This is a genomic window from Robinsoniella sp. RHS (assembly GCF_001029355.1).
In the GTDB taxonomy this organism is placed as follows: domain Bacteria; phylum Bacillota; class Clostridia; order Lachnospirales; family Lachnospiraceae; genus Robinsoniella; species Robinsoniella peoriensis.
Genome location: NZ_JNGB01000003.1, coordinates 250,609 through 263,558 on the forward strand (window position 1 = coordinate 250,609; position 12,950 = coordinate 263,558).

A 12,950-nucleotide genomic window follows, 5' to 3' on the forward strand; every position below is an offset into this window, starting at 1 on the left:
TTTGTGTTCATATTCTTGCGGCATCGGCCCAAACGGACAAACTTGATGTCCGTCCGGCGAATGCCGCAAGGATCCAATACCCTGCAGCAAGCTGCAGGGTATTGAACTTACCGGGCATTATTCGTTAAAATAATCCCTCGTCAACACAATCTCCCCTTTGTGGACATATACCCTGGGTATCCGTTTACCAATATCACAGACAAATTCATATGGAAAACGTCCGCAGATACTGCTTAAGTCTTCTACCGGCAGGATTGCCCCCTCGCTCTCCCCAAACAGCGTAACTTCATCCAATTCCTTTGCTTCATCGATTTCACTGATATCCACCATAAACTGATCCATGCAGACTCTCCCCAGAATCGGCGCTTTTTTTCCATGAATCAAAACCCATCCTTTACCTGACAGGCTGCGTGGATAACCATCTCCATATCCCACCGGAATCGTAGCCACCTTTGTTTTCTTTTCTGTAACAAACGTGCCACCATAACTGACAGGAATTCCTGCTTCTAATTCCTTTATGTAAACAATATGGCTCTTGAGCTGCATTACAGGCTTAAGCGGAACACTCTCCTTCTTTACTTCCTGGGAAGGATAAATTCCGTAAATACTGATGCCGGGACGCACTGCGTCCATATTCGCTTCCGGAAGATCGATAATCCCTGCACTGTTGCTGCAATGTTTGAGGGGAATCCTAATCCCTGCTGCCGACAATTTTTCCAAAAAGTCCTGACAGCGCGCAAACTGCCCCCATGCACTGGTTTTATCTGCTTCATCCGATCTGGCGAAGTGGGTAAACAGCCCTTCTATCTTAAGGTTTGGTAATTTAGCAATTTCCAGGATCACTTCAATACTCTCTTTTGTATCTGTAAATCCAATCCTGCTCATTCCCGTATCTAATCCCAGATGAACATAAATCGTCTTTCCCTGTCTTCCCGCTTCCTCCGACAGGGCTATAGCCGTATCCAATTTGAACACGACCGGTCGTATATCAAGCCTTACCAGCATTTCAAAATGTTCTTCAAACGTATAGCCTAAAATCAGAATAGGCTTTTGGATTTGGTTCCTTTTAAGAATCTGAGCCTCTTCCGCAGTTGCAACGGCAAATCCCCAGATATAATCATAATCTTCCACAAGCTTTGCCACAGGAACTGCCCCATGTCCGTATCCGTCGGTTTTTACCACTGCAATCATCCTGGTTTCCGGATTTGTATTTGCTCTCATGTTCTTAAAGTTTTCTTCTACGGCATCCAGGCTGATGACAGCGCAGACCCTGCTATATTTCTGCATGTTCCTTTTCTCCTCTGATAAGTATTTCCTGTAATCCTTCAATGATATCGGTTGCCAGCATGGCATATGTACCACATCTGTCCCGTGCTGCATCACCCGCCAGGCCGTGCAGATATACCCCTAGTCTGGCCGCCTGGGCTTCCGGCATTTTCTGAGCCATCAACCCTGCTATAATACCCGTAAGCACATCCCCGGAACCACCCACTGCCATTCCGTTATTTCCACTCTGGTTCACATAGATTTTCTGCCCGTCTGATACAATTGTCCTTGCATCCTTTAATACACAGACCACTCTCTGTTTAGATGCATAAGTACACGCTGTTTGTAATAGGTTATCCAGAATATCTTTTTTTTCTGCATGACAGAGTCTGCTCATTTCGCCCACATGAGGCGTCACCACTGCCGGACGTTTCCGTTCGCCCAAAGGCTGTGGATTTTCTGCCAGCAGATTCAGACCATCTGCATCAATCAAAAGCGGCTTATCCTGTACCTTTATAAGAAGTTCCAGCATTCTGCGCTTTTCTGCTTTCTTTCCAATTCCGGGTCCAAATACAATCACATCTGCCCAGTCTGCTGCTTCTTCCAACTGCTCATGCCTGTAATCACAGGTATCATAAGTGGTAAGAATCGCTTCCGGCAGCATAGTCTGGAGCATGGTACGGTTACTCTCTTCCGTGAAAATCCGCACCAGTCCTGCCCCTGATTTATAGGCTGCCTTTGCTGATAGAAAAGCTGCCCCGCACATATTATAAGTTCCGGCCACTACAAGAACCTTTCCGTAAGTGCCCTTATTGGAATACGCAAATCTGGGAGGCAGCTGCTGCATATCCCTTTCTGTGTAAGAGACGACTCCAGGCAGCTGATTTCCAAAACCATCCACGGTAATTCCTATATCCTTCACAATGACGCCCCCTGCATACTCTGTTCCGGGATATAAGACGTGGCCGATCTTTTTAAATGCAAACGTTACTGTTTTTATTGCCCTTACCGCCGTTCCCATCACTTTCCCGGTGTCCGCACTGATTCCGGAAGCTATATCCACCGCCAGAACAGCTGCCTCTGACTGATTCATATAACCGATCACATCCGCATAATGGCCTTCGATATTTCTGGATAGACCTACTCCAAACATAGCGTCTACTATACTAGTATATTCACCTACCCCCAACTTACTTACAAAAATCACACCATATTTTTCGCAGATATTCTTCTGCAATCTGGTTTCTTGTGTACAAGATGCCTCATTTCCCGCAAAATATACACAAACAGCTATCCCTCGCAGATGCAGCAGCCTTGCAATGGCAAAACCATCGCCACCATTATTGCCGCTTCCACACACCACCAGTACATTTTCAAGGTTAAAACTGCCGTCCACCAGCTCTTCCACACATGCCAGGGCTGCCCGTTCCATCAAAACCATGGATGGTACCCCTATCTTTTCTATTGTTGTCTGATCGCAGCGCTTCATTTCTTCTGCTGTTACCAGGTACTCCATATCTTTCACCCACTTTCAAACGCAAAACAACGCGTAAAAATATCTTTCTGATATCCTCCTACGCGTTATTTTGTCCACTTACTTATTCTTTAATTTCATGTTCTCTTTCATAACGGTTAATGTTATAGGATAACTGCATCAGGCTCTCTGAAAGATGTACATTTTCTACAATTACATCCTCCGGCAGGCGCAGATCAATATGAGCAAAATTCCAGATTGCCTTCACGCCGTTCTCAATCAGCAGGTTCGCCATCTGTTCAGCGTTCTCCTTAGGCAGGGTAAGCGCTGCAATTTTAATCTCATTATCTCTGACAAACTGCGGAAGATCATCTGTCATCCGAATCGCAATTCCACGTACCGTCACGCCCTGTAGCCTTGGATTTACATCGAAGATACCTTTAATCCAGAACCCGCGCTTTTCAAACTTCACATAGTTTGCCAATGCCTGTCCCAGATTGCCGGCTCCTACAATAATCATATTATAAGTTTTATCCAGACCCAAAATCTTTCCTATTTCATTGTAAAGATACTTCACGTTATAACCGTATCCCTGTTGTCCAAAACCACCAAAGTTATTTAAATCCTGCCGAATCTGAGATGCTGTCACCTGCATGCGGTCGCTTAATTCGTTCGAAGATATCCGCTCCACACCATCCTCCAGCAAGTCTCCCAGATAACGGTAATAACGAGGCAGCCTTTTTATGACGGCTTTTGAAATTTCCTTTTCCTCCACAATACCATCCTCCAAATGCATAATCTCGTTTACTCTATCGTATAAACATTATAACGAATTGTGAATTTCATGTCAAACTATTATGGCAGAAAATACAAAATTTCCTGTTATACAGGCATTTTGGCACATTCATACCGATAATGGGGACAGGTGAATCGATGTTAGAGCTGGATTGTAACGAAAATATCGTAAATAGCTTTAATCGCCGTCTCAAAATCTTCATTACGTACACCAATAATAATATTTAATTCACTTGATCCCTGATCGATCATTTTTACGTTAATATTTGCATGGGCAAGCGCTGAGAAAATTCTTCCTGCAGTGCCTCTTGTAGAACGCATTCCTCTGCCTACTACTGCGATCAATGCAAGATCGGATTCTAAATCAATATAATCCGGATGAACATTTCGCTGGATTCCCTGAAGTACCTTCTGTTCTTTTTCTTCAAATTCTGACTGATGTACAAATACGGTCATGGTGTCAATTCCGGAAGGCATATGTTCGAAAGAAATATCATTTTCTTCAAACACTCCAAGCACTTTGCGTCCAAATCCAATTTCCGCATTCATCATATCTTTTTCAATATTGATGGCTGCAAAACCTTTTTTACCGGCAATACCGGTAATCGTATATTTCGGTTTATGACAGGTATGAGCCACGATCAGAGTTCCCTTTTCCTGAGGAGCATTGGTATTTTTAATATTAATGGGGATTTCCGCTTTGCGAACCGGGAAAATAGCATCCTCGTGAAGTACAGTGGCCCCCATATATGCAAGCTCTCTTAATTCACGGTATGTAATGGTCTCGATTACCTCCGGATTTTCAATGATCCGCGGATCTGTCACGAGAAAGCCGGATACATCTGTCCAGTTTTCATATAAATCAGCCTGAATTGCTTTTGCAACAATGGAACCCGTTACATCGGAACCGCCTCTTGAAAATGTTTTAACAGATCCGTCCGGTTTTGCACCGTAAAATCCGGGTACGACCGCCCTTTCCGTGTCTTTTAATCTGTTTGCAAGTTCTTTATCTGTTTTAACTTCATCAAAGTTTCCGGCTTCATCAAAGAAAATTACTTCAGCGGCATCTACAAACTCATAGCCCAGATAGTTTGCCATAATGATACCATTCAAATATTCTCCTCTGGAAGCTGCGTAGTTGCTGCCTGCTTTGTTCTCAAAATTTTCATGAATTACTTCAAATTCATGATCCAAAGAAAGGTCCAGTTCCAATCCTTTGATAATTTCGTTATAGCGCTCTTTTATTTTATCCAGCTTCGCGGTAAATTTTTTACCGGATTCTGCAATGTCATAGCATTCATAAAGCATATCTGTAACTTTAATATCACTTGAGAAGCGTTTACCCGGTGCGGAAGGAATTACATATCTTCTTGCTTCATCTGCACGGATAATGTCGGCTACCTTTTGAAACTGCTCTGCGTTTGCTAATGAACTGCCGCCAAATTTTACTACTTTCTTCATTACCAATTTCCTCCTCTTGTATATCCATAAACGTAACAATATCCCTATATTATCGCAAATCATGCATAAAGTCCAGTATTTTTGAAGAAATCTATTTGCAAAACCCGGATTATCTATTATAATAGTTTCTGATAAATATGAGAAAGATTGGGTGAATTACTTATGATACTTGCATGTCAGAACATAAGCAAAGCATTTGGAACAACTGAAATTATTAAGAATGCTTCCTTCCATATAGAAGATCGTGAAAAAACAGCAATCGTGGGAATTAACGGAGCCGGTAAGTCTACCCTCCTGAAAATTATTATGCAGGAAATGCCTGCGGATTCCGGTGAAGTGATAATCACCCGCGGAAAATCCATCGGCTACCTGGCACAGCATCAGTCTGTTACAAATGAAAATACGATTTATGAAGAACTTTTGGAAGTAAAACGGGATGTAATCGAACTGGAACAGCGGATCCGAACCATGGAACAGGAAATGAAGATCCTGGAAGGTGCCAGACTTACCGAAATCCTGGAAACCTATAACCGGCTAACAATGGAATTTGAACACAAAAACGGCTATGCCTATAAAAGTGAAATCGTAGGGGTTTTAAAGGGTCTTGGCTTTACCGAAGACGAATTTGACAAACCCATCAATACACTCTCAGGCGGCCAGAAAACCCGTGTGGCTCTTGGTAAACTGCTTCTTTCCAATCCGGACATTATTCTCCTGGATGAGCCTACAAACCACCTGGATATGAACTCCATTGCATGGCTGGAAACCTATCTTCTGAACTACAACGGTGCCGTAATCATCGTAGCGCATGACCGCTATTTCTTAAACCGTGTGGTAACGAAAGTAGTAGAAATTGACAATGGTGAGGTTACCACCTACCTAGGGAATTACACGGATTATGCGCAAAAACGGGCGATGATCCGGGATGCAAAGTTAAAAGCATACCTAAATCAGCAGCAGGAAATCAAACATCAGCAGGAAGTTATCACCAAACTAAAATCCTTTAACCGGGAAAAATCTATCCGCCGGGCGGAAAGCCGTGAAAAAATGTTGGATAAGATTGAAGTTCTGGACAAACCGGTAACACAGACCTCTGAAATACACATAACGCTGGAACCAAAAATTCTGAGCGGAAATGATGTACTGACCGTGGAAGGACTCAAAAAATCTTTTGATGGAAATACCTTATTTCAGGATCTGGATTTTGAAATCAAGCGGGGAGAAAAAGTTGCAATTATCGGTAATAACGGTACCGGAAAAACAACGATCTTAAAGATTATCAACGGTGTTATTCAGGCAGATGCCGGAAAGTTTACACTGGGAAGTAAAGTCCACATCGGATATTACGATCAGGAGCACCATGTTTTACACATGGAGAAAACTTTATTTGAAGAACTCTCCGATGCTTATCCCAACCTTACCAACACAGAAATCCGTAATATCCTTGCAGCATTTCTATTTACCGGAGATGACGTGTTTAAACGAATCAAGGATTTAAGCGGTGGAGAAAGAGGACGTGTTTCCCTGGCTAAACTTATGCTCTCCAAAGCTAATTTCATCATCCTGGATGAGCCTACCAACCATTTGGACATTGTTTCGAAAGAAATTCTAGAAAATGCACTAAATCAATATACCGGTACTGTCCTTTATGTATCCCATGACCGTTATTTTATCAACCAGACGGCAACTCGTATTATGGATCTTACCGGCAATACTTTAGTTAACTATATCGGCAATTACGATTATTATCTGGAAAAGAAAGATGAGCTGACCCGGATTTATGCAGCAGCTTCCACTGCTACTGCTGAGGGTACATCGGAAGATGACAACCACGCAAAACTGGATTGGAAACAGCAAAAAGAAGAACAGGCACGTATCCGCAAACGTCAGAATGACTTAAAAAAGACGGAAGACCGCATCCACCAACTGGAAACCAGAGATGGCGAAATTGATGAACTGCTGACAAAAGAAGAGATTTATACCGACGTTGAAAAATGTCTATCCTTAAACACAGAAAAAGCCGCTGTTCAGGAAGAACTGGAAACGCTTTATGAAGCCTGGGCGGAACTGGCTGAATAGCCTGCGTGGAAATGATAAATCAAAAACCCCATACCATAATATACCTGTGTTTCTGCACAGATGATTATAGTATGGGGTTTTTATCGTAACAGGTTATTCCGGTCTGCTGCCGCTCAATCAAACATGCCAGTATATTTCCACTCTACAGATCGAATAATGAGAGTTGTGTATACTGGGGCTGGTTCATCTTCTCTTTCATTAGTTTAGAATAACTGCCGGATAAACCGTATTTTTCTTTTAATTCATTTACCATCTGATAAAGTTGGTTTTTATATGTCTTTGGTGCTCCCCCTGTTTGATACAGCGTTTTCAGCGGCTCATACAAATTGGGATATTCTTTAGAAATAAAGTCAAAAAATACATTCCGCGTCTTTCCCCTAAGATATAGCGTTCCGGGTAATACATACCCCACTTCACTCTCTTTTGCCAGCTGGTAAAGAGCATCCACATTTTGGCGGCTGTCTGTCAAATAAGGAATAATCGGCATAAAATGAAGTCCTGTAGATGCATTGGTTTTGGAAAACTCCTTCAGCATCTGAAACCGCTTTACGGATTCTGCCCCGTTTGGTTCTATTTTTTTCCGTATTCCTTCATCCATACAAGTGATAGTTGCCGCTACATTTACATATGTGATCCCTGCCAGTTCAGCAATTAAATCATAGTCGCGCAGGATCAGATCAGATTTTGTAGAAATAATGCAGGGCGTTTTATACCTGATCATTAATTTAAGGATATCCGGCATCTGTTTATAGATACTTTCTGCAGGCTGATAGCTGTCTGTAACCCCTCCGATATTTACAACTTCCCTTTTCCAGTTGGGAGAACTCAGTTCCTTTTCCAACTGCTCTGCAATATTAGTTTTGACATATATTTCTTCAAAATAATCTCCTGAGCCCAGATACTCATTGGAATACATGGCATAGCAATATCTGCATTCATGTTCGCAGCCACGATAAATATTCAAATCCCAGCCATAGGGAATTTTGCGTTTTAATTTATTACAAGCTGATGCACAGGTAATTTCTTTGTAAACTGCCATTTTTCACCTCCAAAAAAGGCATATCAAAATTCAACAAATTCCGTTATGCCTTTCCGATACTTATACTAATGATCATTAAATTTCCCACATATACTTTCTTTTAATAACATATTTAGCACCAAATAGAATAGCAATTAATATTGCAAGTAATATCAGGACAAATACCTGTATGTTAATGATAGATGAACCCGCCACAAAAGTTGATGAATTTTGTTCTGTAAGAAAACGCAATATACTGTTTTGCTTTATAAAAATATATCCAACAATTATACAAAATCCAATAATGGCAGCATAGCTTAAATATTTACAGGTCTTATAAATCTTTAAAATCTTTTGATCCATACATTGTTTTTTTTCCAATAAGTAAACATTTAATTCACAAGCAACTTCCTCCGGTGTTCCTATGGATGTCATAATCTCTTTCATATTCATGCCATTTTCTTTTTTCTCTACTACTATATCTGACAGAATATTATATAACTCTTTCTTTTTCTTAAAACCACACCTTGTATATAAGAGTATACTTTTTATGTATTGTTTTTCATCCATTCTATGCCTCCCTATCCAGAATCACAGACATTTCTTCCGTAACAAATTCCCACATTTTCTTACATTTATTTAACTGTAATTTACCCGTTTCCGTAATACTATACATTTTTAATAATCTGGATTTACTTTTATTAAATTCTAATTGACAGAATATGTACTCCTGATCATGTAATCCACATAACCTTGCATAGAACATTCCTTCCTTTAACGAAGCAAAAATTCTAGAATCATTTTTAACTTCCTGTAATAATTCATCTTCATAATATGGTCTTTCCATTAATATATGTAAAACTTTAATATCCAAAATTACTCTTTTAAGTTTATTTTCAAGTACATCATTCATTAATATCCTTCCCCCTATTCGAACAATATAACTCAATTTTATCATCGTCAGGATAAATTGGCATCTAAAGAACTGCTGCTTAGATACTCAAAAAGCATATCAAAACCAATCTGATTCTGATATGCCCTGCATAAATATTTTTTAATTAAATCTCCAGTTCAGCACGTACTGCTTTAATGAAATCTTCGCTGTTTAATACAACCGGGTTTGGAGTACTGGTAATCAGCGCTAAGTCTTTTGTCATTTTGCCATCTTCGATGGTCTTTACCGTAGCTTTTTCCAGTTTGTCAGCAAACTCCATTAATTCTTTATTATCATCCAGTTCACCACGTTTACGAAGTGCACCGGTCCATGCAAAAATGGTTGCAACGGAATTTGTGGAAGTTTCTTCGCCCTTTAAGTGTTTGTAATAATGTCTCTGTACGGTACCGTGGGCAGCTTCGTACTCAAAGAAGCCTTCCGGAGATACTAATACAGAGGTCATCATAGCAAGAGAACCAAACGCAGAAGAAACCATATCACTCATTACATCTCCATCATAATTTTTACAAGCCCAGATGTAACCGCCTTCTGATTTCATAACACGGGCAACCGCATCATCAATCAGTGTGTAGAAATAAGTAATGCCTGCTTCTTCGAACTTTTTCGCATACTCTGCATCAAAGATCTCCTGGAATATGTCTTTGAATGTATGGTCATATTTTTTAGAAATGGTGTCTTTTGTAGCAAACCAAAGATCCTGCCTGGTATCAAGTGCATAGTTAAAACAGCTTTTAGCAAAGCTTTCAATGGAATCATTTACATTATGCATACCCTGAAGGATTCCTGCTCCTGTAAAATCATGAATCAGCTCTCTGGATTCATTACCGTCTGTATCTGTATAGACAAGCTCTGCCTTACCTGCTCCCGGAATTTTCATTTCTGTAGCTTTATATACATCTCCGTATGCATGTCTGGCAATTGTGATTGGCTTTTTCCAATTTTTCACACATGGCTCAATTCCTTTTACGATAATCGGAGTACGAAATACCGTTCCGTCTAAGATCGCACGGATAGTGCCATTAGGGCTTTTCCACATTTCTTTTAAATTGTATTCCGGCATTCTGGCAGCATTTGGCGTAATGGTCGCACATTTCACTGCTACACCGTATTTCTTGGTTGCATATGCACTGTCAAATGTCACCTTGTCATCTGTCTCATTGCGGTGTTCCAGTCCTAAATCATAGTATTCAGTATTGAGTTCAATAAAAGGATTCAGTAATTCATCTTTGATCATCTGCCAAAGAATCCTTGTCATTTCATCTCCATCCATCTCTACCAACGGTGTCTTCATCTGAATTTTGCTCATGCTTGTCCTCCATTTTCATCTAAAATGTTTTCTATCTTGTAATGATTCATATTATGTATCGTATTCATAATATGCAGCGTAGCCAGTTCATCTGCCTTATCCGGATTTCGTTCACGGATTGCTTCTAATATCTGTCGGTGTTCATAAGTCGACTTTTCTGCCCTTTCCTGATGCTTCAGCGCCAGCTTACGGGCCCTTTGTACATAATGGTGGAAATCCGACAACAAATGTTCCAGCATTTTACTCTGACAGGCTTCATATAAAGTTTCATGAAACTTGCTGTCTAACGAAAATAATTGCTCATAATGCTTCTGTTTCTCATGGAATTCCGCTAACATTATGATTTCTTCCAAATGCTCCAGCTCTTTTGGAGTGATGGACTCTGCAGCCATTCTGGCACATAATCCTTCCAGCCTTGCACGGATCATATAAATATCCTTGACGTCTGCGGGGGTAATTCCGGTCACATAAGCACCTTTATTTGGAACGATCTTTACCAGACCTTCCAGCTCCAGCTGTCTTAAGGCTTCCCGCACCGGAGTCCGGCTTACACCTAATTCTGCACCGATAGCAGTTTCCCGCAGTTCTTCTTCCTGGCGGTATCTGCCATTTAAAATATCTTCCCGTATGGTATGGAACACCCTTCCACGAAGCGAATATTTATCTTTTACTTCTTTAAGCATTTCATGATTACTCAAAATGATTCCTCCTGCCCTGCCTACTATACTAAAACATAATTCAACTTTTTGCAACAGTCATCAATGACTTTTATCAGTTCATTATCAGTAATTACTGTTACACGACCATCTTCATACTCTTTATCCACCCAATTTTTCACCATTTCAACAAGTGGCGCATCCTTTGACAGGCGCTTTTCTTCCGGCAGGCGATAGTATGTATTAATCCAATGTGCAATTCCAGCCAGCCCGGACGTATTGGAAACAGCAACCAGTACCGGACGGTTCAGGAACTTTTCTGTATCAAAAATATTATAGATTTCTTCATTTTTCAATAAACCATCAGCGTGAATACCTGCTCTCGTCACATTAAAATTCTGCCCTACAAATGGTGTTCTGGAAGGGATGTGATACCCGATCTCTCTCTGGTAATAATCTGCCATTTCCGTAATAACAGTTGTATCCATACCATCCAGTGTACCCCGAAGCTGTGCATATTCAAATACCATCGCCTCAATCGGAGTATTTCCCGTACGTTCTCCGATTCCAAAAAGGGAACAGTTTACGCCTGCCGCTCCGTAAAGCCATGCAGTTGTGGAATTGCTGACTGCTTTATAAAAATCATTGTGCCCATGCCACTCAATTAGCTCAGAAGGCACACCTGCATGTGTCATAATACCATAAATAATTCCCTGTACAGACCTGGGAATTACAGCACCGGCATAGTTTACGCCATACCCCATGGTATCACAACAGCGCACTTTAATTGGAATCTGGTATTCTTCCATCAATTTCATCAATTCTACGCAGAATGGAATTACATATCCATAAATATCTGCACGCGTGATATCTTCCAGATGGCATCTTGGACTGACACCGGTCTCCAGACATTCCTTAATTACACTGAGATAATGTTCCATTGCCTGCTTTCTTGTCATCTTCATCTTGTAGAAGATATGGTAATCCGAGCAGCTTACCAGAATTCCGGTTTCCTTCATCCCCAAATCTTTAACTAATTCAAAATCCTTTTTACTGGCACGGATCCAACTGGTGACTTCCGGAAATTTATAGCCTCGTTCCATACATTTATAGACAGCGTCCCTGTCCTTTTTACTGTATAAGAAAAATTCGGATTGACGAATCTTACCGTTTGGTCCGCCCAGTTTATGAAAATAATCAAATAATGTCACAATCTGTTCTGTGGTATAAGGTGCGCGGGACTGCTGCCCATCACGAAACGTAGTATCTGTAATCCAGATCTCTTCCGGCATATGGTGCGGCACAATACGGTCATTGAAGGCAATCTTCGGTACTTCATCATAAGGAAACAGGTTACGGAAAACATTTGGCGTTTCTACGTCAACTAAATGATACATATGCTCTTCTAACTGCAGCAAGTTTGTGTGGGAATCCATTTTAACGCGTCGATTATCCATGATTCAATCTCTCCTAAGGGTTTATTTTGTATCATTGTATACAATCATACACGTATTGTCAATAGGGAAATGGGAATTTTTTGTAGAATCAACACTTTGCTGTTATAAGCTGGGTAAGGAAGCAGGCGGCAGAAGTAGGTGAGAAAACCAGCTTTGTATCAACGAATGCTATCTCAGAAAGATGGGTGTGGGAAACTGGCATGGGCGGAGGAAGCGTAGAGCAGAGCTGAGTATTTACTTACCTTTTCGAAGTGCTTTTTGGCGGATAGTATTCGACTGGCTCCCATCGGATACTAAGCGGGTACTGAACCGAGAAATGCATCAGGATTTCTCGGTGAATGCCCGCGTGCCGCCAAAAAGCGCTTCGGAAAGGTTAGAAAATACCAGTTCTGCGGCCAGCTGACGGAGCCCATGCCAGTTTCCCACACCCATCTTTCTGTACACTACCTATCATTTACAAAGCGTCTTAATCAGCTACAATAC

General features: G+C 41.0%; 12 protein-coding genes. 1 reads left to right on the plus strand and 11 read right to left on the minus strand.

Annotated features, from left to right (window positions below; translation table 11 throughout):
- Nucleotides 1-117 precede the first annotated feature (117 nt).
- The 4 genes from alr to RHS_RS02965 all read right to left on the minus strand — a co-directional run bounded on the left by alr (nucleotide 118) and on the right by RHS_RS02965 (nucleotide 4,996).
- A complete protein-coding gene (gene alr / locus RHS_RS02950) occupies nucleotides 118-1,287 on the minus strand; it encodes an alanine racemase (RefSeq protein ID WP_027293913.1) in 1,170 nt (389 codons plus the stop codon).
- The gene (locus tag RHS_RS02955; protein WP_047832256.1) at nucleotides 1,274-2,782 is read right to left on the minus strand and encodes a bifunctional ADP-dependent NAD(P)H-hydrate dehydratase/NAD(P)H-hydrate epimerase; all 1,509 of its coding nucleotides are present in this window, start codon (nucleotides 2,780-2,782) and stop codon (nucleotides 1,274-1,276) included. Before RHS_RS02955 ends, alr begins: the two co-directional genes overlap by 14 nt.
- A gap of 82 nt (nucleotides 2,783-2,864) precedes the next feature.
- Nucleotides 2,865-3,515, minus strand: coding sequence for a redox-sensing transcriptional repressor Rex (locus RHS_RS02960; protein WP_027293911.1), 651 nt, complete (start codon nucleotides 3,513-3,515; stop codon nucleotides 2,865-2,867).
- Nucleotides 3,516-3,676: 161 nt separating this feature from the next.
- Nucleotides 3,677-4,996 carry an aspartate kinase gene (locus RHS_RS02965; RefSeq protein ID WP_027293910.1) on the minus strand — a complete coding sequence of 440 codons (1,320 nt, stop codon included), beginning with the start codon at nucleotides 4,994-4,996 and terminating at the stop codon, nucleotides 3,677-3,679.
- A 162-nt stretch (nucleotides 4,997-5,158) separates the two neighbouring features.
- Here RHS_RS02965 and abc-f point away from each other — a divergent pair, with 162 nt between their 5' ends.
- Nucleotides 5,159-7,075: a ribosomal protection-like ABC-F family protein gene (gene abc-f / locus RHS_RS02970; RefSeq protein WP_027293909.1), complete on the plus strand. Its 1,917-nt coding sequence runs from the start codon at nucleotides 5,159-5,161 to the stop codon at nucleotides 7,073-7,075.
- A gap of 142 nt (nucleotides 7,076-7,217) precedes the next feature.
- Here abc-f and RHS_RS02975 read toward each other — a convergent pair whose 3' ends face one another.
- From RHS_RS02975 to RHS_RS29975, 7 genes are all read right to left on the minus strand, one after another.
- A complete protein-coding gene (locus tag RHS_RS02975; RefSeq protein WP_027293908.1) occupies nucleotides 7,218-8,114 on the minus strand; it encodes a radical SAM protein in 897 nt (298 codons plus the stop codon).
- Nucleotides 8,115-8,189: 75 nt separating this feature from the next.
- Nucleotides 8,190-8,663, minus strand: coding sequence for a hypothetical protein (locus tag RHS_RS02980; RefSeq protein WP_047832257.1), 474 nt, complete (start codon nucleotides 8,661-8,663; stop codon nucleotides 8,190-8,192).
- A 1-nt stretch (nucleotide 8,664) separates the two neighbouring features.
- Nucleotides 8,665-9,006 (minus strand): PadR family transcriptional regulator, encoded by a 342-nt coding sequence (locus RHS_RS02985; RefSeq protein WP_044296792.1) that lies wholly within the window; start codon nucleotides 9,004-9,006, stop codon nucleotides 8,665-8,667.
- 145 nt (nucleotides 9,007-9,151) lie between these two features.
- Entirely contained in the window at nucleotides 9,152-10,354 is a 1,203-nt protein-coding gene (locus RHS_RS02990; protein ID WP_027293907.1) for an NADP-dependent isocitrate dehydrogenase, read from the minus strand.
- The gene (locus RHS_RS02995; RefSeq protein WP_395021081.1) at nucleotides 10,351-11,052 is read right to left on the minus strand and encodes a GntR family transcriptional regulator; all 702 of its coding nucleotides are present in this window, start codon (nucleotides 11,050-11,052) and stop codon (nucleotides 10,351-10,353) included. Before RHS_RS02995 ends, RHS_RS02990 begins: the two co-directional genes overlap by 4 nt.
- 23 nt (nucleotides 11,053-11,075) lie before the next feature.
- Entirely contained in the window at nucleotides 11,076-12,467 is a 1,392-nt protein-coding gene (locus RHS_RS03000; protein WP_044296793.1) for a 2-isopropylmalate synthase, read from the minus strand.
- Between the two features lie 321 nt (nucleotides 12,468-12,788).
- Complete coding sequence (locus tag RHS_RS29975) at nucleotides 12,789-12,911, minus strand: hypothetical protein (RefSeq protein WP_276327319.1); 123 nt, start codon at nucleotides 12,909-12,911, stop codon at nucleotides 12,789-12,791.
- Nucleotides 12,912-12,950 lie beyond the last annotated feature (39 nt).